The organism is Ruegeria sp. CK3, assembly GCF_056536565.1.
On record NZ_JBQFPV010000009.1, the window covers coordinates 166,395 to 192,420 of the forward strand.

22 protein-coding genes are annotated in these 26,026 nt (G+C 58.3%); 10 read left to right on the forward strand and 12 right to left on the reverse strand.

Translation table 11 applies throughout. From position 1 onward, the window contains the following. Window position 1: 1 nt before the first annotated feature. The 8 genes from tssG to tssA all read right to left on the reverse strand — a co-directional run bounded on the left by tssG (window position 2) and on the right by tssA (window position 8,029). Window positions 2–1,072 (reverse strand): type VI secretion system baseplate subunit TssG, encoded by a 1,071-nt coding sequence (tssG, locus tag ACR0C3_RS15135; protein WP_480759219.1) that lies wholly within the window; start codon window positions 1,070–1,072, stop codon window positions 2–4. Further along, a complete protein-coding gene (gene tssF, locus ACR0C3_RS15140; protein ID WP_480759220.1) occupies window positions 1,036–2,913 on the reverse strand; it encodes a type VI secretion system baseplate subunit TssF in 1,878 nt (625 codons plus the stop codon). The genes tssG and tssF overlap by 37 nt, the downstream gene beginning before the upstream one ends. A 5-nt stretch (window positions 2,914–2,918) precedes the next feature. After that, window positions 2,919–3,413, reverse strand: a complete 495-nt coding sequence (tssE, locus tag ACR0C3_RS15145; RefSeq protein ID WP_170378426.1) for a type VI secretion system baseplate subunit TssE — start codon at window positions 3,411–3,413, stop codon at window positions 2,919–2,921. Beyond that, on the reverse strand, window positions 3,406–4,227 hold the full coding sequence (locus tag ACR0C3_RS15150) for a type VI secretion system accessory protein TagJ (RefSeq protein WP_170467428.1): 822 nt from the start codon (window positions 4,225–4,227) through the stop codon (window positions 3,406–3,408). Before ACR0C3_RS15150 ends, tssE begins: the two co-directional genes overlap by 8 nt. 81 nt (window positions 4,228–4,308) lie before the next feature. Continuing rightward, window positions 4,309–4,803 (reverse strand): Hcp family type VI secretion system effector, encoded by a 495-nt coding sequence (locus tag ACR0C3_RS15155; RefSeq protein WP_170378430.1) that lies wholly within the window; start codon window positions 4,801–4,803, stop codon window positions 4,309–4,311. A 96-nt stretch (window positions 4,804–4,899) separates the two neighbouring features. Further along, the gene (gene tssC / locus ACR0C3_RS15160) at window positions 4,900–6,396 is read right to left on the reverse strand and encodes a type VI secretion system contractile sheath large subunit (protein WP_170378432.1); all 1,497 of its coding nucleotides are present in this window, start codon (window positions 6,394–6,396) and stop codon (window positions 4,900–4,902) included. 3 nt (window positions 6,397–6,399) lie between these two features. After that, on the reverse strand, window positions 6,400–6,915 hold the full coding sequence (gene tssB / locus ACR0C3_RS15165; RefSeq protein WP_170378441.1) for a type VI secretion system contractile sheath small subunit: 516 nt from the start codon (window positions 6,913–6,915) through the stop codon (window positions 6,400–6,402). Between the two features lie 67 nt (window positions 6,916–6,982). Further along, window positions 6,983–8,029 (reverse strand): type VI secretion system protein TssA, encoded by a 1,047-nt coding sequence (gene tssA, locus ACR0C3_RS15170; protein ID WP_480759221.1) that lies wholly within the window; start codon window positions 8,027–8,029, stop codon window positions 6,983–6,985. A 367-nt stretch (window positions 8,030–8,396) separates the two neighbouring features. Between tssA and ACR0C3_RS15175 the strand changes: the two genes are divergently transcribed. From ACR0C3_RS15175 to ACR0C3_RS15195, 5 genes are read left to right on the forward strand one after another with little or no spacing between them, the layout of a single operon-like run. Then, window positions 8,397–8,813, forward strand: coding sequence for a hypothetical protein (locus tag ACR0C3_RS15175; protein ID WP_170767559.1), 417 nt, complete (start codon window positions 8,397–8,399; stop codon window positions 8,811–8,813). A 3-nt stretch (window positions 8,814–8,816) separates the two neighbouring features. After that, window positions 8,817–9,437 (forward strand): MotA/TolQ/ExbB proton channel family protein, encoded by a 621-nt coding sequence (locus ACR0C3_RS15180; protein ID WP_480759223.1) that lies wholly within the window; start codon window positions 8,817–8,819, stop codon window positions 9,435–9,437. A gap of 10 nt (window positions 9,438–9,447) precedes the next feature. Further along, window positions 9,448–9,876 carry an ExbD/TolR family protein gene (locus ACR0C3_RS15185; RefSeq protein ID WP_480525959.1) on the forward strand — a complete coding sequence of 143 codons (429 nt, stop codon included), beginning with the start codon at window positions 9,448–9,450 and terminating at the stop codon, window positions 9,874–9,876. After that, complete coding sequence (locus ACR0C3_RS15190; protein WP_480759225.1) at window positions 9,873–10,283, forward strand: ExbD/TolR family protein; 411 nt, start codon at window positions 9,873–9,875, stop codon at window positions 10,281–10,283. Before ACR0C3_RS15185 ends, ACR0C3_RS15190 begins: the two co-directional genes overlap by 4 nt. After that, window positions 10,280–11,632 carry a DUF4384 domain-containing protein gene (locus ACR0C3_RS15195; protein ID WP_480759226.1) on the forward strand — a complete coding sequence of 451 codons (1,353 nt, stop codon included), beginning with the start codon at window positions 10,280–10,282 and terminating at the stop codon, window positions 11,630–11,632. The genes ACR0C3_RS15190 and ACR0C3_RS15195 overlap by 4 nt, the downstream gene beginning before the upstream one ends. Before the next feature lie 12 nt (window positions 11,633–11,644). Here the strand turns inward: ACR0C3_RS15195 and ACR0C3_RS15200 are convergent, their stop codons facing one another. After that, window positions 11,645–15,196, reverse strand: coding sequence for a PA14 domain-containing protein (locus ACR0C3_RS15200; RefSeq protein ID WP_480759227.1), 3,552 nt, complete (start codon window positions 15,194–15,196; stop codon window positions 11,645–11,647). A 180-nt stretch (window positions 15,197–15,376) separates the two neighbouring features. On the opposite strand from ACR0C3_RS15200, the gene ACR0C3_RS15205 reads away from it, so the two are divergent. The 3 genes from ACR0C3_RS15205 to ACR0C3_RS15215 are packed head-to-tail and all read left to right on the forward strand — an operon-like array spanning window position 15,377 to window position 20,501. Then, window positions 15,377–17,083, forward strand: a complete 1,707-nt coding sequence (locus ACR0C3_RS15205) for an ABC transporter transmembrane domain-containing protein (RefSeq protein ID WP_480759229.1) — start codon at window positions 15,377–15,379, stop codon at window positions 17,081–17,083. Next, on the forward strand, window positions 17,080–19,170 hold the full coding sequence (locus tag ACR0C3_RS15210) for an ABC transporter transmembrane domain-containing protein (RefSeq protein WP_480759230.1): 2,091 nt from the start codon (window positions 17,080–17,082) through the stop codon (window positions 19,168–19,170). The genes ACR0C3_RS15205 and ACR0C3_RS15210 overlap by 4 nt, the downstream gene beginning before the upstream one ends. A gap of 2 nt (window positions 19,171–19,172) precedes the next feature. Further along, window positions 19,173–20,501: an HlyD family type I secretion periplasmic adaptor subunit gene (locus tag ACR0C3_RS15215; protein WP_480525950.1), complete on the forward strand. Its 1,329-nt coding sequence runs from the start codon at window positions 19,173–19,175 to the stop codon at window positions 20,499–20,501. A gap of 6 nt (window positions 20,502–20,507) precedes the next feature. Here the strand turns inward: ACR0C3_RS15215 and ACR0C3_RS15220 are convergent, their stop codons facing one another. Genes ACR0C3_RS15220 through ACR0C3_RS15230 form a run of 3 tightly spaced genes read right to left on the reverse strand, consistent with a single transcriptional unit; the run spans window position 20,508 to window position 22,557 of the window. Continuing rightward, the gene (locus tag ACR0C3_RS15220; RefSeq protein ID WP_480759232.1) at window positions 20,508–21,302 is read right to left on the reverse strand and encodes an iron chelate uptake ABC transporter family permease subunit; all 795 of its coding nucleotides are present in this window, start codon (window positions 21,300–21,302) and stop codon (window positions 20,508–20,510) included. Beyond that, on the reverse strand, window positions 21,302–22,042 hold the full coding sequence (locus ACR0C3_RS15225) for a metal ABC transporter ATP-binding protein (protein ID WP_480759233.1): 741 nt from the start codon (window positions 22,040–22,042) through the stop codon (window positions 21,302–21,304). Before ACR0C3_RS15225 ends, ACR0C3_RS15220 begins: the two co-directional genes overlap by 1 nt. 2 nt (window positions 22,043–22,044) lie before the next feature. Next, window positions 22,045–22,557, reverse strand: a complete 513-nt coding sequence (locus ACR0C3_RS15230) for a transcriptional repressor (protein WP_480759235.1) — start codon at window positions 22,555–22,557, stop codon at window positions 22,045–22,047. A 57-nt stretch (window positions 22,558–22,614) separates the two neighbouring features. Here ACR0C3_RS15230 and ACR0C3_RS15235 point away from each other — a divergent pair, with 57 nt between their 5' ends. Both ACR0C3_RS15235 and ACR0C3_RS15240 read left to right on the forward strand, forming a co-directional pair. Next, window positions 22,615–23,685, forward strand: a complete 1,071-nt coding sequence (locus ACR0C3_RS15235; protein WP_480759236.1) for a zinc ABC transporter substrate-binding protein — start codon at window positions 22,615–22,617, stop codon at window positions 23,683–23,685. 155 nt (window positions 23,686–23,840) lie between these two features. Further along, window positions 23,841–26,024: a Tex family protein gene (locus ACR0C3_RS15240; protein WP_480759238.1), complete on the forward strand. Its 2,184-nt coding sequence runs from the start codon at window positions 23,841–23,843 to the stop codon at window positions 26,022–26,024. Window positions 26,025–26,026 lie beyond the last annotated feature (2 nt).

The following is a 26,026-nucleotide window of genomic DNA, read 5'->3' on the forward strand; positions in this document are numbered from 1 at the left end:
TTCAATACCTCTCGTTATGGGCCAGTTCTTCGGCCTCGAATTCTTGTGATACATATCCGGGATACAGGATCAGATCATCCGCATCCGGGCGGTTCTGTTCAGGATCATCGCGGGTTCTTATCCAGCTGGTATGACCCAGCTGCGTCGTTCCACCCAGCGAGGCGCGCGGCACCTCATCACCGGCCAGCACCAGATTGACCTCCCAATCCAGGGTGTCACCGGCATAGGTGCGGATAATCGCCTCCATCCGTTCCTGAGAAACGCCGCCGGGGAGCAGGCGTTTGTAATCTTCCAGCGACAGTGGCCCGATGCGAATACGGAACTTGGCCGCGCGTGACCAGACGCGGTTGCCGATGCTGGTCGATTGCCCCAATCGCGCGGGCGAGCCGAGCTGCCAAGTGTCGTCCGGCTCCAACTCCAACCACGAGCCGACGAACTGCTGCACGTGCGCCTCGACCCCGAAATAGTCCGACAGGATCGCGATTAAGCCTTCGACCGTTTTCGTCCCTGACCCGAGATGCCCAGCAAAGAAACGGCGTAGCATATCCGGCATTGCATCGCGGTCGCTATAGTCTGCACCCTTGAACCCGGCCAAAGCCGCCACGCGCTGTTCAAACGGATCGTCACCCCGGTCAAAACTAGGCGCGGGTTCCGCGGCAGCCCAGGCACGATAGAGCAGACTCATCATCCGGTGCGTCAGCATATCGGCAAACGCCACGAAAGTTGGGTCGCGGTGGTTGCGTTGACGGTCTCGGGCGAACTCGGTCAAGTGCAGGGGCAGAGGGCCTTGCGGACCAAAAAAGCCAAAGAACAGGTTGTTGAGTTTGCCCGGCGCACCGTCCGTCGCTGGTTCAAACCGCGTCAGCGTGTTGGGCGGAAAAGCCAGTGAGACGTCCTGCCCTAACCGCACGCGATCCTCGCGCGGACGGCGCGATTCACCAAGACGCGGCGCATCCGTGTAGTGCGCTTCGATCACCCGTAACGCCTGAAAGACATGGTGCCTTTCAGGATCAGCCGCCAGCGCGGCCAGCAGGCTCAGATGATCCTGCCCAGTCCGGCCGCTGGTCGCCATCTGGCAATCTCTCCTCTTCGTTCGGTTTTCAGCACGGTTTCCGTGAAGCTGTTGATCGTGGTGTATTTGCGGAAGAACCGCTCGAGCACAGCGCCCAGCACATAGACGCTGGTGCCTTCGTAGAAGCTTTCGTCAAAGCCCAGCGTGATCTCTAACCCGCGCACCGCCGTGCTTAGGACTTCGTCGCTCATCCGGCGCACGATGGGTCGGCTGGAGACCGAGACGACGCCTTCAAGCTGTTTCTCGGTCACGCGGTTGCCGAGTGGGGCATAAATACCGAGCAGTTCGCGCAAAGCGCCCGCCCCGCCTTCTTTCCCGTCGCCTGCGATGGACAGATAATTGAGGCTGAGATGGCTGATCAGTTTCCACGCAGCATCACCCTGAGCCAAGGTCGCGTGCGGGCGCGTTGGTGTCACCGGCGTCCGGATTGTCTTTACCGGACCACCGTCAGGCAGGTGAAAGACGTCATCGCCGCCTGCGGCCAGCAAGAGGGGCAAATCGCGGTTGGAGCAAAGCGCCTCGACCGCCAATTGTTCCAATGATCCGGGATAGGGTGCCTGCGCCCGGTCAACCAAGGTCAGGTAGACCTCGGATCCCAGATACGAGGTCCGCACGCCCCGCAGCCGTTCCTTTTCATTGCGCTGCCGCATCCGGCGTTTGATCGTGTAATAGGCCGAGTGATTGTCGCCCGCAGCCGTCAGATCGGTGTCGCTATAGAAGGGGCGGAAGGGAATGTCCCCCTCTTCATCCGATTGAATACCGGTGACACGTTCAATCCCAAAAATCTCATAGTCGAGACCCGCAGTACGGTTCGGCACCACATGATGCTGCGTGTCCATCTGGGTGATATGCACCCGGTCGCAGCGGCGGTGGAACAGGTTCACTGCAGGCACCGCGTTAAGGGCGAAGGCCGCAGGGGTCACGGCGGGAGCGACATCGCGCATCCCGTCCTGCAACAGGATGTAGATATCCACATCCGTGCCCCCTGATTTCTCAAGCGCGGGCCGCAAGCCGGTCAGTTCCACAAAGAGGAACCGTTCCGGCATCGCAAAGTATTCCTGCAGCAAGCGATAGCCGTCGAAGGACTGGCGCGGGGTTGGCAACAGAGCCTCATCCGCGTCAAACCCTTTGGGCACGACATCCGCAGTCGTCAGCCGGGTGGTCCAGTCGGCGCGGCGGTCTGTCGAACGACCGGTCAGACCAACGCATTGGGTGGCCAGCAACTCATGCAGCGCCCAGGCCTTTCCGCTTTGGGTGTCCAGATGCAGCACGAGGCTGTCCATACCCAGCTCGGTCATCGGCTCGCCGTCGGTACGGTTCAAACGCAGGCGAATACCGGCGCGCGCGTCGGTGTCGCGCGCCACCCCGGCAGCCACCAGCTCTCCCCGGCCGTCAATGTACTCGGCTTCGGTGATTTCAATCGGCCAGAGGGTGAGGTCGGACGACGTGGTGAACTCACACGCGGTCTGCTCGCCCTCGGCCAGGCGCGCGCGCAAAGTGGTGCCGCGCGGGATCGGGTAGCCTTCTTTCAGGGCGGCATTCCCGATGTCGGGCTCCATCTGCGCCACCATCATCGACGGTGTCGGGGCCAGGTAATGCGGATAGACAATCTCGAGCAGGTTCGAGGTGAAAGTCGGGAACTGCATGTCCAGTTCCAGTTGAACCCGAGCGGCCAGAAACGCGCTGCCTTCCAGCAGACGTTCGACATAAGGGTCGACAACCTCGATCCCTTCCATCCCCAGACGAGAGGCGATCTTGGGATAGGCATTTGAAAACTCGGCCCCCATTTCGCGCAGGAAGGCCAGTTCGGTTTCGTAGTGTTTCAGAAGCCGTGTATCCATCGCGCCTAGCTCCGCTCAATCGAGACTTCGCCGGTGGTCACGTCGACCCGGCTGCGCAGATACAATTCCAGAGGCATGGGTTGCGCCCACATTACGGCGCGGATGTCATAATCCACATGCATCTCGCCCGATTGCTTTTCCGAGCGCAATTCGACCGCGACCGACCCTTTCACGATCCGTGGTTCAAACACCTCGATAGAATCGGCAATGGACTTTTGAATGCGCTGGGCCTGACGCAAGGTTGAGAACGAGCCCGAAGTCTGGCGGATGCCGTAGTTCAGGACTGATTTGGAGGCATAAGGATAGACGTCCTCGTCAATCAAATCGGATTGATCCGTGGTGTTAAGCAGCATGGACAGATCGCGCTGTATAATCTCACGCAGGCGCCCGACGTCAATCACGCGGGAATCCCGCCCCTCTTTCAACTGATCCGGCGCGTCATCCGTCAACCGATCCAGAAGCGAGGGTTGCAGGCGTTCGGCAAGGGTCTTCTCAGCCATCTCCCGCCGTTTCCCCGGCACCGGTCGCCACGTCCAGAACCAGTTCGCGAATGTCCAGAAGCGCGATGTCGGACTTATCTGTCGTCAGCAAACGCTGGCCCAGCCCGACAAAAGTTTCGCCGCCGGCATCGACCCAGGTGGTCGCCCGCGCCAGACGGGCGGCATCATCGCCCTGCTCAGTCGAACCGGCATAACGTGTTGGGATCAGGGCGGCGAGTTCTCCTCCGCTGGCAACGGTCAGCGTGCAGGCTGTCCAGACCGCGTCACGCAGGTCGCTGGGCGGTTCGATGTCGATCCGCACGATCTGGGAAAAGGGCAGCCAGAAATAGCGGCCGTTCACAATCACTTCGAGGACCGGCCCCAGCCGCATATCGGCATCCGCGATCCATTCGAACGCTTCGCCATTAACCGTACCGGATGTCGTGGGCGCAGCGTCAAATGCTTTTGCGCGCAGCTCGGCGGCCTGGTCGAAATGCCCGCCAGCTGTCAGTTTCTGTGCCTCGATCAGATGGGCCAGCCACTCTTCCGGCTCACCAAAAATCATCGGGGTCTTTTCACCCGCGAAAACCTTTTCGCGATAAACCTCGCAAATTATGGCCTCGCGGTAGGTTTTGGCCATCATCGTGGCCGCTTCATCCATCTCCGCGCTCAGTTTCAACTGGGTGATGGCGCGTTTCCAGTCGCCCATTACACAGAGCAGCTGAAACAGAAAAATCCGCAGCTTGGCGTCTGCGGGATTGGCACGGACTTTATCTTGCAGAGTGGCCAATGTGGCCGCCAGATCGCCTGATTTAAGATGCTCTTCCGGCGTCATGTAACCCTCGCGCAGTCAGGATGGAAAAAGTGCAAAAGCCCCGGCGGCAAATGCCACCGGGACCCGTAGTTGTTTGAAACCTTAGCTGACGTCGCCGGTTTCCAGGTTCCACAGGAACTCGTTGCAGTCGCTGAGCTTGCCGGTTTTGAAATCGGCAATCTTGTACTTAACCGAGATGCCGCGATACGCGACGGTCCAGGTTTCTGACGGGATCGAGTCTTCGCCACCATCGACCGAGTAGCTGTCCACGATTGCGTCACGCAGCTTGATGATCAGATAAGGCTCCATGCCTTTCTTTTCGTCATCGCCGGACCGGCACATGTGGATGAGCATTTCCGAGTTCGACTTGCCCGACGCGACATAAGTCATGATCTTGGCAGACGCTTTGCTGAGCTCGGTGTTCAGGGTCACTTTGCCGAAATTCGCGTTGGCATAGCCGCGCTGTGTGGTGCCCATGTCGGACATGTCCAGCGTCCGCTCAACCTCCCACGAGATCGACTTAACCGCGATCCAATCTTTGTGCTGCTTTTCCCGTGCTTCGCCCGGGAAGTCCATCTGTACAAATACGTTTTCCATTTTAGCCTTCCTCTTTTCTAGTTTCTAAACCCGGTTTACCGGAGGGTCGTGACGGCGGCAGTGAAACACATCACATGCCGCCAATTTTTTTGACCTTTATCCAGCTTTTTCGGACGGAAGTTTCGATACGAGACGCAGAGAGACCGACAGGCCTTCCAGCTGATAGTGCGGACGCAGGAAGAATTTGGACGTGTAATAGCCTGGATTGCCTTCGACATCTTCCACAACCACTTCGGCAGAGGCCAAAGGCTTACGTGCTTTTTCCGCTTCGGCCGAGATATCGGCGTTGAAGTCCACGTATTGGTTAATCCAGCCCTGCAGCCACGATTCCATATCCTGACGGCTTTTGAACGAGCCAACTTTGTCACGCACCATGCATTTCAGGTAATGCGCGAATCGGCAGGTTGCGAACAGGTACGGCAAACGCGCGGCCAGGTTGGCGTTCGCAGTTGCATCCGCATCATCATATTCCGCCGGCTTGTGCAGCGATTGCGCGCCGATGAAAGTCGCCGAATCACTGTTCTTACGGTGGATCAGAGGCATCATGCCGTTTTTCGCCAGTTCTGCCTCGCGACGATCCGAAATCGCGATCTCGGTCGGGCACTTCATGTCCACTCCGCCATCGTCGGTCGGGAAGGTATGTGCCGGCAGGCCTTCGACCGTACCGCCACTTTCCACGCCACGAATGCGCGAGCACCAGCCATATTCCTTGAAGGACCGGTTGATGTTCACCGCCATGCCATAGGCCGCGTTGACCCAGTTATACTTGTCACTGGTTGCACCGCTGGTGTCTTCTTCGAAGGCGAATTCCTCAACCGGTTCGGTTTTCGAACCATAAGGCAGACGACCCAAGAAGCGGGGCATGGCCAGACCGACATATTTCGCATCTTCACTGTCGCGCAGCGACCGCCATGCGGCATATTCCGGAGTCTGAAAGATTTTGGTCAGATCACGCGGGTTGGCCAGTTCCGACCAGCTGTCCATCTGGAACAGGCTAGGCTTGGCCCCGGTAATCAGAGGTGCATGCGCGGCAGCGGCGATCTTGGACATCTCGCCCAGCAGCTCGATATCCTGCGGGCTGTGGTCGAAGTGATAATCCGCCACCAGCGAGCCATAAGGCTCACCACCAAACTGGCCGAACTCTTCTTCATAGAGTTTCTTGAAGATCGGCGACTGATCCCATGCGGTCCCTTTGAACTTGCGCAGGGTCTTGTGCATGTCCTTCTTCGAGATGTTCATCACGCGGATTTTCAACATCTCGTCGGTTTCGGTGTTGTTCACCAGATAGTGCAGACCCCGCCACGCGCTTTCCATCTGCTGGAAATCCTCGTGGTGCAAGATCAGGTTGACCTGTTCGGTCAGTTTCTTGTCGATCTCGGCGATGATACCTTCGATCGACCGCAAAGCGTCGTCCGAGATCAGGCCGGTATTGGCCAGCGCCTGTTCGGCCAGCGTCTTGACTGCGCTTTCAACAGCGGTTTTCGCCTGATCCGACTTGGGGCGGAACTCTTTCGTCAGCAGAGCCTCGAATTCCGAGGATCCAAACGCGGTTGCGCCTTCGGCGGCTTCTACCTTGGCTTCTTCTTCGGCCATCTTTTACTCCTCCTCGGCGGCGTCAGCGCCGGGTTTGGGCTGGGCCGCCAGTGTCTTCAGCAGCGACGGGTCCTGCATGATCTTCGAAATCAGATCCTCGGCCCCGGTTTTACCATCCATATATGTCATCAAGTTGGACAGCTGGGTGCGCGCGTCCAGCAGCTCCTTGAGAGGCTCAACCTTCGCGGCAATCGCGGCGGGGCTGAAATCATCCATGCTCTCGAACGTGATATCGACGGCCAGATTGCCCTCACCCGTCAAGGTGTTCGGCACGGTAAAGGCCGCGCGCGGCGCCATCGACTTCATCCGGTCGTCGAAATTGTCGACGTCAATTTCCAGGAACTTGCGGTCGGCCACGGCGGGCTGCTCGACCTCGGATTTCCCGGCAAGGTCGCTCATGACACCCATGACAAAGGGCAGCTGGACCTTCTTCTCGGCCCCATAGAGTTCAACATCATATTCGATCTGAACCCTCGGAGCCCTGTTCCGGGCTATAAATTTTTGTGAACTGTCAGCCATCTGATGCTCCTCGATTCATCCATCAGTGTTTCTTTTCAATCCGGTGTTCGGCTTGCGCCCAAACGGATCAATAATCGTCATCGTCGTCTTCTTTTATGCCGCCGATCTGGCGCACCTCGTCCAGACCCTCTTTTGCCATATCTTCGATAATTGTCAGAAAATCGGCATTCACAAGGCGCTTGGCACGCTCAAGCAAAATTGGCAGCGGGCTGGAGGGCTCGCATCGGGCATAATAATCCATGATGCGTTCCAGCATCCGGGTGACATCGTCGGGCGAGTTGATCGCCCCACCGCCACCGCCGCCCGATGCCATCGGCGCAGCCGGGGCACCCGTTGGGCTGCTTGGGCTGTCATCGTCGCCGGAATCGTCTTCTTCGGCCTCGCCCACATCGGCATAGCTGGCCAACGCCTGCTTGATGCTCTTAAGCGCATCAGACAGAGGCGTCAGATCCGGGCCTTCGCCGGGCGTTTTGTCGCCAAATACAGCGTCGATTGCCTCGACATCATCCAGAGCCGCGGACGCTGCATCGGCATTGGCCTCCAACACCTCGTCATCGGTATCCTTGAACGCGGCCGCAACCCCGGTTGCATCCGGCGCGTCGTCCAGATCTGCGGGCATATTGATGCGACCTTCGGCGACATCCAGATGGCGCAGGGTCATCCGACCGAACATGCGGCTGTCTGTCAAAGCGGTCCGACGCAAGGCGCGTACCATCCGATCAGACGAGGCCAGACCGCGCACCGCATTTATGCGCATAGTGGCATCGCCGTCGTCTTCATCCAGCTCGGGGTGGCATGTGTCCCAATTGTCTTCCAGCAGGGATTTCACATAGCCCACCGCCGAGGCAAAGGCGGGAAGGCCTTTGGTGTGCAAAACAGCCTCAGCGAGATAGATGGCGGCGCGGATGTCATGGCTTTTTTCCATGACGGCCAAGGCCTTTTCCTCGACATCGCGCCAGTCCTGTTCCTCGGCCGCGACGACCTCATCGCCCATCTGACGCTCTTCGCCCGGCTGAGCCGCGATCTCAAGGTCCGTAAAGGCCGGATCGTATTCCAGATTTTCACCGCTGGGGGGTTCGTCGTCTCTGGGCTCCAAATAAGATGAAAGGTCCATTTTATTCCCAATACCGTCCTGTTCGATCGCAGCTTGTTGTTCTTGTTGAATCGCTTACAGCAGCGCCTGCAATCTTGTGTATGAATTAGTTCACATGATGGCGAAACTCGCAAACACTTCCAGTTTCCTCTGCGGTTTGTGTGGTTAATCGGTCGCAATGCGCAGACCAGGTTGAGATCAATATACACATTTTCCCGACCCGCCGTACCGTTTGTTTACGCCAGGGCAAGTTCATCATTCCATCGCGAACGTGACCCATTGCAGAAATATCTTCCCGCATGCGCCCTGTTTCTGCAATGTTCAGGGCTAAGACCCGCGACGCAAGACATCGGATGTGGGTTCAACGACCGGCAGCAGAGGTAGGAAGATGAGAAAATCGCTTTTCGGCGCAGTTGCATTGACACTGATGGCCGCAACCGCGCAGGCCGATGAGGGCCGCCTTGGAATCGAACTGAACAAATTCGAACCCGCCGACAACGGCGGATGCCGCGCGTTCTTCCTGTTTCGCAACCAGACCGAAAACAGTTTCGAAGAATTCGAGATGTCGCTGGCCATCCTCGACAGCAATGGTGTGATCGACCGGCTTCTGTCCATCGACGCAGCCCCCCTGCCCGTTCAACGCACCGTTCTGAAACTGTTCGAAATCCCCGAGATTGAATGCTCCAATATCTCGGAGGTGCTGCTGCATGACCTGCCGGCCTGCAAGCCCCAGAACGCCGAGCCTCTGGATTGCTTCCCACTGCTGGCGCTGGACAGCAAGACCTCAGCCAATCTGGCGCAATAGATCATGTTCGGGCTCGAGACACTGGGCGCAGGAGGCCCAATCATCGCAATCCTTGGCGCGTTGTCGCTGCTCTCGGTCACTTTGATTGTCATCAAAGCGATGCAACTGGCCCCCGTTCGGTCCGGCGGAGACGCGAGGGACACAGCGCTGGTGCAGTGGTCCAAGGGCGACAAGCAGGCGGCACAGGCAGCCGTCGCTGCAGGGAAATCTCCGGCTGATCGCGTCTGCGCCTATGCCATGCAGGCGCTGAACGATGGGTTCAAGGGACCCGCCTTGATGGCCGAACTTACACGTCGCGGCAATCAGGAATTCGCTGCCATGAACACATGGATTCGCGTGCTGGAGCTGATCGCAATGATCTCGCCCCTGCTTGGCCTGTTGGGAACTGTGACCGGTATGATCCAGTCGTTTCAGGAGCTGGAGCTGGCGCAAGGCGCGGCCAATGCCTCGGTCCTTGCGGGCGGAATCTGGCAGGCATTGCTGACCACCGCCGCCGGCCTGTTGGTTGCCATCCCCGCCGCTGTCGGGGCATCGCTGCTATCGGGCCGCGCAGAAGCGGGCGCTCAGGCGATTGAGAACGCGGTCGGGCAGTTGATGGTGATCGAGGAACGCGGCACGCAGTAAGGGTTCACACATGTCCGCCGAGCTTAGCCTGAATAGACGCAGACCGACACGGCCCCTGATCTCACTGGTGCCGATGATCGACGTGATGCTTATCCTGCTGGTGTTCTTCATGGTGACCTCGACCTATCTGAACCTCGACATGATCCCGGCCTTGTCTCAATCGGACCGCCCAGCATCCTCCGGCACCTCGGGTGAACCCGCCAGCGCCGTGGTGATCCGTATCGGAAGCGACGGAGCGCCCTATTTCCGCGGGCAATCACTGACCTCTGCAGACCTTGAGGCACTGTTGTCCGACAGAATTGCCCAGGCACCTGCAACTCCGGTGATCGTTCTACCCACCGGCGGCGCCCGCATGCAGGCGCTGGTTACTGTCATGGACGTCGTCACCCGCGCAGGCGTAACAAACATGCGCGTTGTCCGGCTGGAGGCGCGCCCGTGAAGATCACCCGCCCTGCCCCGCGCCACCACCCCGAAACCATCATCGCCCTGATAGATGTCGTCTTTTTCCTACTGGTCTTCTTCATGCTCATCGGACGCATGGACGCCACCGCGCCGTTCGACGTGACCCCGCCGGTGTCGCAATCCGGAGCTGATATGCCAGCTGGTGGATTGACTCTGTCGGTCAGCGCTGATGGCCAATTGGCCCTGGACGGAACAGAGCTTTCGGCGGATCAGATCGCGCTATCCGTCGAGGGGGCGCTGTCCGAACAGCCCGACCTGCTGCTCCGCATCAACGCCCATCAGGATGCCGCCCTGCGCGAGGTCTTGCCCTTAATCGCCACGTTCGAGGCGATGGGCGCGCGGGATGTGGTGCTGGTCGTTACACCTCCGGGTCCGGTCCGGTGACGCGCACTCCGCTGATATGGGGCGTCGCGCTGTTCTGCTCGGTCACAATTCACGCCGTGGCTGCGGTCGTTCTGCTTTGGTCTACTGAGCCTGAACCCGTGATCGAACAGCCCGTACCGGAAACACGGATGCAGCTTTCCGCGCATCAGGTCAAACAAAGCACCGCCGCGCAAGCGCAGCCGGATGCAGAGGCGACCTCAACCGAAGAAACAAGCGGCGCGCGATTGGCGCAGGGCGCTATTCCTCAATCCTCGGCCCCAGAGATTGCCGCGAACGCTCTAAGCCTCGCGGCCAGCGATCAGGTGGCCAGCCAAACGCAGGCTCTGGCGGCCGTTCCGGACAAGCCGCTACCTGTCGTTGCCGAACAGGCGTTTCCGGTAACTCTGGCCTCGGCCGAGTTGCCGACTACCACGCTGTCATCCAACCGCGCGCCAACGGATACGGTGACGTTGACACAACCTTCCTTCGATGCCGCTCAGGCCGTAAAGGCGCGGCCCGTCGCTTTGACCCAAACCCAACCGGACGTCCCAAGGGCCAAGGCGGCTGATGTGTTTTCGGCAAGTGGTGATTCCCCGATTGATCCCGTAAGCCTCGCCGCCTTTCAAAGCTTCACGCGCCCCGAAGATGCGGGGCAGGCGGCTGAAGACCTGCGTGATGGCATAGACGGCCTGCTGGCCCAGGTACCGTGCTCACGCCTTCAGGTGCAGTTCCGTCCAAAAACAAATACGCTCGAACTGATCGGTCATATCCCAGAAAACGGCCTTCGAGGGCCTGTCCTGTCGGCGCTTCAGGCGCAGATGGGGGCCAATATTCAGGTCGCTGACAATCTGCTGATCCTTCCCCGACCCCAATGCGGCGCGCTCAGCGGGATTGTCGATGTGGGCTTGCCTCAATCCACCGACCAGATCACCAACCCCTTATTGGTGGGCGATGATATTCACACGCGGGAGTTTCGCTACGCCTCGGGTCAGCAACTGGTCCTTGATCTGACCGGAGCCGACTACGACGCCTATATTTACGTCGACTATTTCGACGCCGACGGTCAGGTCATACACCTAAGCCCAAACGCATCGGTCCCGCTTGCCAGAACACAAGCCAAATCTGCATTCAAAATTGGCGCTGAGAAACAAGGCGACCCCGGCCTTTTCATTACCATCGGCCCTCCATACGGACAAGAAATCGCGGTGGCCTTTGCGGCGTCGAGGCCCCTCTTTGACAAGGAAAGACCCCTGATCGAACCAGCGGGACCTTACCTTGAATTCCTCAAGGACCGAGTCGCCGACGCCCGCGCCAAGGACCCAGAATTCAAAGGCGAATGGGTCTATTTTTTCATAACCACGTCCGAATAGGTCAGCCGCGGGCTACCAATCGACCCTTTCATTGGCCTCTGTCTCGATACTCGTAATCTCGGCGTGTGATGGCGAGATCACGTCTTCATTTAGAACATCGTCTGTGTCGTCTTGCGCAGCGTCGGATGAATCAGCATCCCAAGATGCTACATCCCCATTGCCCGAGGCATTCGCAAAAAACGCGAATTCATCCGGCGCATCGAGTTTCGTAAGCGCATCAACATCTCCAACCTCCATCGAAAACGCGGTTGTCGATGTCACCGGCGCGCCGTTAAAGTCGGTATCCGAGATCACGATCTGGCCTTCAATTGCGCCCTCGAACCCCGGTGGTGGCGAGATTTCAAGGTAGCCGATATCCCAGCCGCTCACATCAACCGGCCCCCCATCCGACATCACCGCGGCCTCTGCGCCTACAATCAGGCTGTTGGCTGGCAACCCCTCAATTGCCACATCCGCCTGATCGCTGGCACCCGTCAGGTCAATGCCAAGCGCCAAGGTCCCATTTTCCTCAATCGCCAACCCCGGATCCGCCTGGACTAGGGCGCGGCCCTCTGTATCAGGGCCATCCCATTCCAGTTTTAGCCCCGCATGCCCGTAGTTTTCGAAATACCTGACCTCGATATCGTGGGTGCAGGGGTCGAGTTCGATCTGGCCGGCTCGGGTCCTATAGGCGTGCAGACCATCATTCTCGATCACCTCGACACCATTGACGAATAATACGACGCCATCATCCCCTCCGGCAAAGAACGTGTATGTGCCGCCTTCTTCGACCGAAACGCGCCCCTCCAAGCGGGCGCCGAATGTGTCTTTTGATCCGCCTTCCCAGAACGAGTCAGCGCTGTTATTGTAGTGAATTTCAGACACGATTTCCTGATGGGTCGGGTCAGCACTCCAATCAATGTCGTCCAACTTCGACAACCTACTTTCCACATCGAAGTAACTGGCCTGAAATCCTCCAGTCACTTGCGCAGTCGGGGCAAAAACCTGCGCCGGATGAACCTCGAACGACACTGTCTGGACAGCGTCTTGGCTACCACCTAATTCGGTTGGAGTGGAGGAACGTACCCCCATATCAATAGGGCCCGAGAAATCGAATGGAGGTTCTATGGTCAGCGCTCCCCCCTGCCAGCTGCCCATTTCTACTGTCCCGTCTGGACCGGCAGCATGGGTCTGACCGTCCGCTTCAACCTGCGTTCCCGGCGGCAATCCATCCAAGGAAAACAGGGTATCGTGGCCAATTTCCAGAGCTGCTGTGTCGATATCAAAAGCGAGCGGAGTCCCCGCCACGACCTGCGCTTGAGCGACATCCGGGGCCGAAACAAGCTGTCGGCCGTCAAGGCCGGGGCCATCCCATTCCAGTTTCAGGCCTGCTTCGCCCGAATTCTCATAGTAGCGAACCTCGATAGCATGCGCTCCGGGTTCGAGGTCAATCTGGCCCGTGCGTGTTTGATATCCATGTGAATCGTCCTCATTGATGACTTGTGTACCATCAACAAAAAGCATCGCGCCTTCGTCTGCTCCGAGATGGAAAATGAACGTCCCGTCCTCGGAAACCTGTACCGTTCCGGAGACCTCAACGCCAAAAGTGTTTCGCGACCCGTCTTCCCAAAAGGACCCGCGGCTAACTTCGTAGTCAATCTCCGTCGTAACCTCTTGATGCGTGGCGGGCGCGTCCCAGTTCACGTCCTCAAGTCGCGATACGCGGTGGTCGGCCTCGAAATATTTGGCATGAAACCCGGTACTGATCGACATGTCGGGCCTGTCTGCAACAGAGATCGAAACTGTCTCGGTCGTGCTTAGCCCACCTTCGTCGATGACAGTCACGTCAATGGTCAAGGCCTCAGCCTCAGTGCGATCAAGCGCAACATCTGGTTTCAGACGCAACTGCGCTCCGATCACTTCGAACCTGTCATCCGAGACCTCGACGCGGTGCGTATCACCATGATCGGGATCATCGAACCGCACTTGTCCAATCACGGCACCCGCGACATGTTCGACCACGGTCAGTTGCGCTTCGGTCAGAGTAATATTGTCAACCAACGCGCCATAAGAGTCATTCTGGCCTTCGGCCTCACGCAGTTCCAGCTTGTCTTGCCCTGTACCGACAACCTGCAGTTGGAACGTCTCCCAATCCGACGATTTGGGATCAAGTTCCGCAACCAGAGTGTCGTTCCAATACACCTCAACCGTATCGGTGCCATTCGCAAGGCGTTCGCGCAGGTCGAGGCCCAGATCATAGAGCTGCCCCTCTCGCGTCTGCACAACCTGAGAGATGCTATCCATGCCCCAGCCATGGTCCATCTCCATCACCTGATCACCGTCCGAGGCCTGCAGCCCCCCCAAGCGGTCCCAGATCTCGATCCCGTTGGTATCGGTCCAGGCACCGGATTGATCATCTTCAAACCCCGTCCACCGGCCCTGTGCAAGGTCGAATACCTCAAAACTGCCGTTCCGGATCAGGTTTTCCGTTCCGTTTTGAACAGTCAGATCAATCGGCGTTTCGTTGACATCCTGAACCGATATCGAGAATGTTTCGGTGACGCTCAAGCCTCCAGCGTCGGTCGCCTTGATACTGATTTCAATGTGATCTTCGCCCTCGTGGTCCAACGAGATACCCGGTCGCAAGCGCAATTGCCCGCCCGAGACTTCAAAGCGTTCATCCGAGATCTCATACCTATGGGCGTCATTCCGATCAGGGTCCACGACGGAAATATTTCCCACCGCTGCCCCTATCGCGTTTTCAGCCACTATCGTACTGTCCAACGACACTGTTTCCGGGCCTTCGTTCACATCCGAAACGTCGATTGTGAAACGCTCAGTCAAGCTCAACCCGCCTTCATCCGTGACGGTGACATCCACCTCAACACTGCCTGCGTTTTCATGGTCGAGCGCAACGCCGGGTTTCAACCGCAACTGACCGTCGAGGATTTCGAACCGAGGGTCAGACACCTCAAACTGATGCGGCCCATCCGAATCCGTGTCAAACACCGTTATGGTCCCGACCACCGCACCTTCATCGTTCTCTGTCAGGCCTGAGCCGTTGAGCATGACATCCTTGGGGGCTTGGTTTTGGTCTTCCAGTGGCTGAGAGGGCAAGGCCGCAGGAATTGTTGGAGGGGTGGGCGTATTCGGCTCGACCGCAGGCGTAGCTTCGGGCAATTCGGCCGATATATTGGCAGTAGGAAGCGGTCCGACAGTTGTGTCCGCAGAGGAAACCATCCCTTGATAGTCCGATTGCCCACTTTCGCCAGATGGGCTTGTATTCACAGACGACACAGCCCGTGCGACAACGCTTTGCGGCACGCTTGTTTTGTCTAAAAAAGCACCTTCTTCAACCATCGCGTTTTCAGCGAAAGTGACACCAGCTGAAGGTGCCCCGCCACTGGTCTGAGCATCATCCAGCACCCCTTGTGCCTGTTCGCCCGTATGCAGAGTACTCCTGGTCTGGTCCTCAGCCGAATTTGCAGGTGTCCGTGAAAGATCTTCTGTAATATCTTGCTTTTCGCTTTGCTCAGATTTCGCGGAATTCGCTTGAAAATTCAGATTGATGTCCGGCTTTTTCATTGCAAAACCCCGATTTACCTACAGACGATTCCCAAAAACCAGTAGCACGTGGAGCTTTCGCGAAAGTTACTGAAATACTTGCAATTTTTTCTAAATTCATCACATCACGCGACCTGATGTTTACACGTTCTTAAAGGCCTCGACCTCAGAACTTGGGGACAAATGAACGGGCGTGAACACATGAAAGCGAACAAAGCAGTCAAGCGCAGAACAAGGCTGCGGATGGGTATTCCGCTACTGGCGGCGTCGCTTTCCCTGAACATCTTGTCCCTTCTTGCGCCAATCACCATTCTGCTGATCTTCGACCGCATTATCCCCTTTCAGTCGACCGAAACGTTGCGCATCCTGACCTGGGTACTGGTGATCGGGGCTGGGCTTGAGTTTTTGTTGCGATGGGCACGTTCTGTTTTGTTGACAACCGGGGCCGAAGAGAGTGCTGTCACCCGCCAGCGCCGGTTCCTTGAACAGGTTCTGAACGCAAACCCGATCCACTTCTCCCAAGACACCGCCAGCACCTATTTTGACCGCTACATGGCGATCAGCCAACTGCGAGAACACCAATCAGGTCAGAGCCAGACGCTCGCCATTGATCTGCCATTTACCATCCTGTTCGCCCTCATGATCGGCTTGATCGGAGGGTGGTTGGCTCTGGTCCCGGTTGCCGCGTTCTGTATCGTTTTATTGTTTGCGGGAGTAATGAAACACTTGCAATGGTCCCTGTTCGCGCGTCGCAAGGCTCTGGACTCGCGTCGCTATGCGTTCCTCTCGGCCCTTCTGTCCAACCTGTCCACGGTCAAAGCCAACCGGATGGAGCCTCAGATGGCCCGAAGGTTTGAGTTGTTGGAGGACCAGACCGTAGAGGTCAGCCGCAAGCTGATCCTGTTCTCGGGTTTTGCGCAGAGTTTTGGCGCTGTTTTCGGGCAGATCATGGTTGCCGCAATGGGCTTACTAGGGGCTTATCTCGTCATCCAGAACATGACCGGGATTGCCGAATTGGCGGCCTGCATGCTTTTGAATGGTCGTATCATTCAGCCTTTAACCAAGATCATGGCGATATGGGTTCAGTCAGAAAGCGTCGCTTTGTCCTGGCGGAAACTGCGCGAAATGGACAGTATCTCTCAGCAACCGCCAAGCTGGATCGGGCACAAAAAGCTCAAAGGTGATCTGCGGGTCGAAGGACTATGCCTGTCACACCCGCAAAACAAAGAGACCTCCAGTCGCCCCGCGAGTTTTCACCTGCCAGCTGGCACTGGAATACTGATAGAGGCGGAAGAAAGCTGGATGGTCGATGCCCTCTTTGCGACCATTCTGGGCTATCAAAAGCCCAACGCTGGCTCTTGCCTGATAGATGAAGTTGAAACAACTGAACGGCCCGCCCTTGTTGGTCGGGGCGGGATAGTGGCGCTGGAGCGCGACCCTGCGATCCTTTCAGCAACCTTGCTGGACAATCTGACCGCGTTTGGCGGCGTCGATACGGCTGAACATGCCAAACAGCTTGCCGCCACGCTTGGTTTGGAGCAGCGTGTTCATCGGCTGCCAGAAGGCTACAACACCCAACTGGGCAAGGGGTCCAGTTTTGAAGGCGATCCGGTCAACCGACAGATGATCGCGCTGACCCGAGCCCTTGCGTTGCGCCCTCGGATATTGCTGATGAATGAACCCTCGTCAGTTCTGGACGCACCTGAGCGTCAGGCCTTGGCCAACTGTCTGAAAACGCTTTCGCCATGCCCCACTTTGGTTGTCGCAAGCCCCGACCCCCGGTTGCGGCAGCTGACAGATCAATCCGCCCAGCTGGGTGATCCCCAGACCTCCGATCTGCTTCAATGGCAAGAGGATGCCCATCAGGACACTGATGAAGCGTCCCGCATTAAGAGAGGTGCCGCATGAACACTTTGACGATTGAAAAAACCACTCAGCTTTTCCAGTCGTTATTGCAGGCAAGTGGCTGGAAACATGACCAAGACAGCCTGATCGAAGCATTTCCACACTTTTCCCAACGCCTGCAACCGAGAGACATTGCACAAACCCTGGATAATCTCGGAATACCATTCGCGCAGATCAGGTGTCGGATGCACGAGATCGCGGCCTCGGACTGTCCTGCCCTCGTGCTGCCCGATCATGGGCCAGCCTTTCTCGCGCTTTACAGCAAAGGCGCGCATGTACTGGTTGATGACGTAAAGGCGGAAAATCCGCGGTTTCAAAAGCTTCCGCGTCACCGGTGCACCCTGTTTCGGATCGATCGTTTTGCCTATGACCACTCCGCGAAAACGCAGATCACCGTATCACAGGCCTTTCGCGACCTCCGCCCGATCCTGCCGGGTCTTTTGTTTGTTTCCATGCTAAGCAACGTCCTTGGCCTTTTCGCCCCGCTGCTCATCATGGCCGTTTACGACCGGATCATCCCGTCGGGATCGGTCGATATGCTGCTATCCTTGGCCGTTGGGGTCGCCGTCGTCGCGGCAACGGACATGGGCTTTCGGCATATGCGTACGCGCGCGCTGACATATATTGGCTGGCGCGGTGAAAAAAAGCTGATGACAGCCTTATTCCGAAAACTGATGTCCCTGCCACTGGGCCAAATGCAAAGCTCGGACGTCAATCAGCACCTGTCTCGGTTCCGCCAGTTCGAGGCGCTAAGAGAGATGTTTACAGGGCAGATGATCACCACGCTTCTGGACCTGCCGTTCGCCTTACTGTTCCTCGCCGGTCTGCTCTATCTTGCGCCAAGCGTTGGGCTTTGGACACTTGGGCTGGCAGTGGCTTTGGCGATAGTGGGATTGATCACGATCCCTCGTCAAAAACAGCTTGAAAAGAAAGCCGCACAGGACGTGGCGCTCAGCCAGCTGGCGGTACAGGACGCGATCGTCCATCAAGGCGCCTTCGCAAGCCTCGGCATGCAAACGCGCTGGCTTCAGCGCTGCATGCCCTTGATCGAAACCGGTGAGGAAAGCAAAAAGCGCGCTCGGCAATTCCAGGCACTTGCACAATCGTTGGGGCAAACACTTGGGGGCTTGGCCACAACCGGTGCAATTATATTGTGCGCCCATGCCGCCATGTCCGGCACACTAAGTTTTGGAGCTCTGATCGCCTCAATCGCGTTGGTGTCAAAGATCTTTGGACAACTACAGGCGCTGTATTCCGGTTTTCCGCAGATTTTGTCTTTCCAAGCCAGCCGCGAGCAGGCAGACCGGGTGCTGTCCCTGCCACAAGAGATGGAGCTTGGCCTCGGCCGGTCCCACCAAAAAGCGCTGAACGGTCCCATTTCATTTTCCACGGTGACACATCGCCCGGATCCACTTCGCTCTCCGACCCTGTCGCAAGTCAGCCTGTCATTTAAACCTGGTGAAGTCGTGGTCATGCTCAGCAGCGACACGGCCGCGCGGTCGGCTGTTCTAGATCTGATCGATGGTCTGGTGTCCCCGATTGGGGGAACGATCAAGCATGACGGGATCGACATCCGCCAGATCGCACGGGACGAGTTGCGCAAGTCGGTCACCTACGCGACTTACGAGAAATCACTGTTCTATGGCACAGTTGCGCAGAATTTCCGTTTGGCCGCGCCGTCTCTATCCGACATCGAAATTCAAGCCTCGCTGGATCGGATGGGCTTACGACAAGGGCACAGCATTCTGCCAGACGGTTTGCAGACGCGTCTTTCCGACGAAGCCCTTTCACAAATGCCAGATGAGATTTTGAAATCTCTTACCCTTGCACGCAGCATGGCGCGACCAGCCTCGGTCTACCTGTTCTCGGAACCGACAAACGGATTGAGCGACACGCGCCGTCAAGCATTCAAAACCTGGGTCAAAGAGCAGGCCGGAAATCGCACGGTGATTATCGCGACAGCAGATCGATCGTTTCTGAACATCGCCGATCGCTTCATTTATCTCAACGCAGGTCAGATTGCTGTGAACGACACCGGAGATGTCGGGCGAAAGAAGATGTTGGCCACCCTGAAAACGCTTGGAGCTTGACGATGGTTTTCCGAACAAAGTCCGCAAACCGAGAAGGACCGCTGGACCGCAGCGCACGACGAAAGCGTGCCCGCGCGCCTCGGTTCGCGGCGTTTCTCGCGCTTGCTATCACCGGTTTTCTTGCCAGTCTGATCGCTTTGTCATGGCGGACCGATGTTCCACAGATCACACGCGCGTCGGGCACTATCGTTCCGATGGGCCACTATGTTCAGATCGAAACCATGGAAGGCGGGATTGTCCGTTCAGTCCATGTTCAGGACGGTCAAACTGTGGAAATCGGTGATGTCCTGGTCGAGTTGCACCACCCCGAGCTAACACAAGAGATGGAGGTCCTGTCCGCGCAAGCCTCCTCTGTCGCGCGGGATCTAGAAAATGCACAGGCCGTGCTGGCCATGCTTGAAGGTGAAGCTCCGCAGAGGTCGACCCAGATACAAACGCTCAGAAATGCAGGTCTGACGACGGCGGCGGCCCGTATTGAGCTATTCCTGGAAAGCCAGAAGGTTCAGCGCGTTTCGATTGAGCAGCAAACCAAGACCTTGCAAATTCTTGAAGACGCCGCAGAGTTCGCGCGCCAAAGGGTCACAAAGAAAGAGCAGGTTCTGGATCGCTACGCGAAGCTGCAGACACAGGGACTGAAATCTCTCAGTGATTTTCTGGAAGAAGAAGACGAAGTCGACGCCATGCGCGCCGCTGCCGAGGACGCCCGTGTCCGCGCCGCCGAGGCACGAAACACTTTGACCCTTGCAAAGGCGGCCGTCGCAGAAGAGGCGCTGACGCTGAGAGAGGACGTGCTTACCCGCATAAACGCGCTGGAACACGAACATCACCAGTTGCAGACCTCGCAGAAACTCGTAGAGGCCAGACTCGCCGACCTGCGCCTGATCGCTCCGGTGCGTGGCGTGATCCAGTCGGTGGCCTCACCCAATCCCGGTGAGGTGATTGCCCCCGGCGAAACGCTCTTTGAACTGCTTCCGACCCGGCAGAACCTCATGGTCGAGGCCCGCATTCCCAATTCCGAGGTGGGGCACGTGGCCCCGGAACACCCGGTGGCGATCAGCGTCGATACGTTCGATGCCCGCCGCTTTGGTAAGGTCGAGGCACGGTTGCAGTCGGTGCATCCCCTGCCCATGACCGACGAACAAACTGGCGAGACCTATTTCCGGGCCTCCTTCGTTCTGGCGGACTCAACTATCGGCAACGGCGCGTTCAACCGTCCGCTGCAGGCGGGTATGACCGTTGTGGCCGAGATGACAACGGGTGAGCAGACACTTCTCAGCTATCTGTTGAAACCGGTCCAACTGACTTTGGAGCGGGCCTTCAATGAAAGGTAGGGCGTTCTATCGCTTGTGACCTTTCCATCCCATCAGGCTGAAACAGGCAAACAGGATTGCAGCGACGCACACAATTGACGGCCCTGCAGGTGTGTCGAACACGTAAGCGGCCCGCAAACCGGCTACGGCGGAAACCGCTCCGATGGCCGCGGCGATCAAGGCCATGGACTCGGGCGATCGGGCGAGGCTGCGCGCAGCGGCCGCCGGAATGATCAGCAAAGCTGCGATCAGAAGAACGCCCACGACCTTGATTGCCACCGCAACAGTTACCGCCAGAGACAGGGTCAGGATCAACTGCTCGCGCTTGGGATCATAGCCGCTAGCATAGGCCAGTTCTTCGTTCAGGGTCGCAGTCAATAACTGCGACCAGCGCCATCCGATCAGGGCAACGACCAGTGCCGCCCCGCCCCAGATCACGGCGAGGTCCGTGCGCGAAACGGCCAGAATATCGCCGAAAAGGTAGGCCATCAGGTCAATGCGAACACCTGAAAGGAATGACACTGCGACGAGGCCAAAGGCCAGTGCAGAGTGGGCCAGAACGCCCAATAGTGTGTCCATCGCGTATCCCCGCCCGGACAGCAACGTAACTGTCAACGCCATTGCCAAAGCTACGGCCAAAGCGCCCGTGAAAACCGACATCTGAAAGGTCAGTGACAAGGCAACGCCCAGAATGGCCGCATGTGCGGTTGCGTCGCCGAAATAGGCCATTCGGCGCCAGACCACGAAACATCCCAGCGGAGCCGCCGCAAAAGCCACACCAATCCCGGCCAAAGTCGCGCGGGTCATAAAATCATCCAGCATTATTCTGCAGCGTCCTGAGAGCTATGATCGTGGTCATGATGATGATCGTGGTCATGCCTGTACAGCGCCAGCGCTCCTCCAGTCCCTGTCCCAAACAAGGCGCGATATTCAGGGGCTGAGGCCACAACAGCAGGCGAACCTTCGCAGCAGACATGACCGTTCAGGCAGATCACCCGGTCCGAGGCGCTCATGACCACATGCAACTCGTGGCTGATCATCAAAATGGCGCAGCCGGTCTCGCGACGCACGGTTTCAATCTGCCGGTAAAAGGCCGCTGAACCGGGTTGATCCAAACCCTGCGTCGCTTCGTCCAGCAAAAGGATATCCGGGTGGTTGATCAAGGCACGCGCCAGCAACACGCGCTGAAACTGCCCGCCGGACAATTGTGTCATCTGCCGCTTCAACAGATCGGGAACGCCTGCTTCCTCAAGCGCCTCGGCGCAGCGGGCACGGCTGACGTGATTGGTCAGACGCATGAAGCGCTCGACTGAAATGGGCAAGGTCTGGTCGATATGCAGCTTCTGCGGAACGTAACCGATCCGAAGGCCCTGTTTGCGCGTAATGCACCCTTTGGCCGGTTTGGTGGCCCCGATAATGGCGCGCAGAAGGCTTGTCTTACCGGACCCGTTTGGCCCAACAATTGTCACGATCTCACCGGGTTCGATGATCATATGGACATGGCGCAACACGGTATTTGCCCCGTAGCTCACGCTCAGGTCTTCAACGGTAACAAGGGACATTGCTAGGCCTTTTCGGTGCAGTCAGAGCAGAGACCTTCGGCTTCTACTACAGTACGTTCGATTTCAAAACCCACGGCACGGGCGACATCGCCAAGGGCCCCGCTATCAACGGCCGAGGAAGCTTCGGCCACCGCGTCGCACCCGCGGCAGATCATGAATACCGGCGAATGCGTTGCCCCCGGATGGGCGCAGGCCACAAAAGCGTTCAGACGTTCGATCTTGTGGACAAACCCGTTCTCGACCAGAAAATCCAAGGCGCGATAGGCCACAGGGGGCTGCGAGCCGAACCCCTCGTCCCGCAGGCGATCAAGGATGGCATAGGCACCAAGCGCCCTGTGTTTCTGCAACAGCATTTCCAACACCTTGTGACGCACAGGCGTCAGGCGCAAGCCCTCGGCGCTGCACTTAGCCTCGGCCATGGCAAGGCCGGTTTCCACGCAGGACACGTGGTCATGATCATGGAACCCCACCGGCGCAGCTTCGCTGGTCGAGTTCTGTTGCCTCTGACTTGTCATGTTATCTTATATCATATATGCCGCGATCAAATGTTATAAAATCACACAGAGGGTCCAATGTCCAGAAACCTCCTTTCCATTTCGATCACCGCTACATTGCTGGGCGGAACCGCCATGGCTGACGTCCCGAATGTGGCCGTTGATATTGCCCCGGTGCATTCGCTTGTGGCCCGCGTGATGGACGGCGTGGGCGAACCCAGCCTGATCGTTCAGCCGGGTGCCTCACCCCATGAATACAACCTGCGCCCGTCCGAGGCGGCAGCTCTGCAAGAGGCGGATCTGATCTTCTGGATCGGCGAAGATCTGACGCCGTGGATGGAAAACGCCGTGGAAACGCTCGCTGGCGGCGCGGCTGTTACGTCGCTGCTGGAGGCGGACGGAACCACTCTGCTGGACTTCCGCGAGGACGCGTTGTTCGAAGCGCATGATCACGGCGATGACGAGGATCATGACGACCACGGTCACGAAGATCATGGTGATGATCACAAGGACGAACACGCGCATGACGATCAAGACGACCACAAAGACGAACACGCCCATGATGATCACGACGATCACAAGGATGAACATGGTCACGACGATCACGACCATGACAAGGAAGATGACCACGCGCATGGCGAACACGATCCGCATGCCTGGTTGTCGCCTGCAAACGCCAGCACATGGCTGAATGTGATTGCTGCTCAACTCTCGGCTGCTGACCCTGAAAACGCAGGCAAGTACTTTGAGAACGCAGCCGCGGCGCGCGCCGAGATGGAAGCGCTGTCAGCCGAGATCGCAGAGACGCTGGCCCCGGTAAAAGGTGGTAGCTTCATCGTGTTCCACGACGCTTATCAGTATTTCGAAAATGACTTCGACATCCCGGCATCCGGCGCGATCTCGATCGGCGATGCCTCCGATCCAAGCCCTGCGCGCATTGCGGAGATTCAAGCGCGTATTCGCGACGAAGGGATTGATTGCGTGCTTGCTGAACCGCAGTTCAACTCTGGTCTGATCGCAACTGTGCTAGAGGGAACTGAGGCAAACACAGGCGTGATTGATCCCCTCAGCACGGAACTGGAACCCGGCCCGGCGCTCTATCCCCAACTTCTGCGCAATATGGCGAACACATTGGCTGAGTGCCTCTAAGGCACGCCAACGCCCGGCTGGATCAGCGGCCAGGCCTCGAACACAGGCATAGGGGCAGACCGTTTCAGGAAATCTTGCCCCAATGCGCTGACCCTCTTCCCCTCTGTCAAAACGCTGTCTAAGAAGTCCTTCCGACCCAGCATCAGGAGGCCCCCTTGGACCGTATCGCCCGCACAATCGCCACCGAAATCAACGCGCGCGCGGATCAGGTCTCGGCGGCCGTTCGGTTGCTGGACGAAGGCGCGACTGTGCCCTTCGTGGCCCGCTATCGCAAAGAGGCGACGGGCGGGCTGGACGATACGCAGCTTCGAACCCTCTCGGACCGGTTGACCTATCTGCGAGAGCTAGAGGCGCGGCGGCAGACGATCCTAACGTCGATCAAGGATCAGGGCAAACTGTCGGACGATCTGGCAAAATCCATCGCCGGGGCCGAGACCAAGGCGCAGCTGGAAGATATCTACCTGCCCTACAAACCCAAGCGACGCACCAAGGCGATGATCGCCCGCGAAAACGGGCTGGAGCCGCTGGCCGACGCTATTCTGGCCGACCGCAATGCCGACCCCGAGGCCCTTGCTCAGGGCTATCTGTCCGAGGCTGTCGAAACGACCAAGGACGCCTTGAACGGCGCCCGTGACATCGTGACCGAGCGGCTGACCGAAAACGCCCTTCTGCTGGGTGAGCTTCGCAATTTCATGCAGCAAGAGGCGCGTTTGTCGTCAAAACTCGTTGAGGGCAAAGAAAAGGAAGGCGCGAAGTTCAGCGACTATTTTGACCATTCCGAGCTTTGGGCGACTGCCCCCTCGCACCGCGCGCTGGCCATGTTGCGAGCCTCGAAAGAGGGGATCGTCACGCTGGATATCGCACCCGAGCCGGAGGCGGGCGCGGCGCGGGCTGAGGCAATTGTTGCCTCGCATCTACAAACTCGTGGCGATGGCCCCGGCGACAAGTGGTTGCGCAAGGTTGCGGGCTGGACATGGCGGGTAAAGCTGTCCCTGTCGATGATGGTTGAGCTGATGGCCGACCTGCGCAGTCGGGCGCAGGATGAGGCGATTCAGGTGTTTTCGCGCAACCTCAAGGATGTTCTGTTTGCGGCCCCGGCGGGTGCACGTCCCACGCTGGGTTTGGATCCAGGCATTCGAACCGGCGTCAAAGCCGCCGTGGTTGATGCCACCGGCAAGGTGGTGGCAACGGATACGCTCTATCCGTTTCAACCAAAAAACGATCTGCGGGGGGCGCAGGCGGCGATCTTGAACCTGATCTCGGCCCATCAGATCGAACTGATCGCCATCGGCAACGGCACCGCCAGCCGTGAAACCGAAAGGATGGTCGCAGACACACTCAGCCTATTGCCCAAATCGGTCAAAGCCCCCACCAAAACAGTTGTATCCGAGGCCGGGGCCTCGGTCTATTCCGCGTCGGAACTGGCCGCGCGAGAGTTCCCGGATCTGGACGTATCCCTGCGCGGCGCGGTCTCAATCGCGCGCCGTTTGCAAGACCCGTTGGCCGAGTTGGTGAAGATCGAACCGAAATCCATCGGCGTCGGGCAATACCAGCATGACGTGGACCAGCATCGCCTGTCCCAGTCGCTGGCCTCGGTCGTTGAGGATGTGGTGAACGCGGTTGGTGTCGACCTGAACACCGCCTCGGCCCCACTGCTGTCGCATGTGTCGGGCCTTGGTCCCGGTTTGGCCGAGACCATCGTGCAGCACCGAGATCACAATGGTGCATTCCAGTCCCGCAAAGACTTGCTGAAGGTCGACCGCCTTGGCCCACGTGCCTTTGAGCAATGCGCAGGTTTTCTGCGCATCCGCGATGGAGTGGAACCGCTGGATGCGTCCTCAGTCCACCCCGAAGCCTATGACGTCGCCCGCCGCGTGGTCGCTGCCCGCGGTCGGGATATCCGTCAGATCATGGGGCATGACGGGGCGCTGAAGGGCTTGCGGGCTGAACAATTCGCCGATGAGACCTTCGGCCTGCCCACCGTGCGCGATATCTTTGCCGAGCTTGAAAAACCGGGCCGTGACCCGCGCCCCAGCTTCGTCACCGCCTCGTTCCGGGACGGCATAGAAGAGATCACCGACCTCAAACCTGGCATGCTGCTGGAGGGAACGGTAACCAATGTAGCCGCTTTCGGGGCCTTCGTGGATATCGGCGTTCATCAGGACGGGTTGGTCCATGTCAGTCAATTGGCGGATCGGTTCGTCAAGGACCCGCATGAGGTTGTCAAAACCGGTCAGGTCGTGAAGGTACGCGTTGTCGAGGTTGACGTCCCCCGCAAACGGATTGGCCTGACCATGCGCAAAGATGGCGGTGCGCAGCAACGGCGCGGACCGCGCTAGGC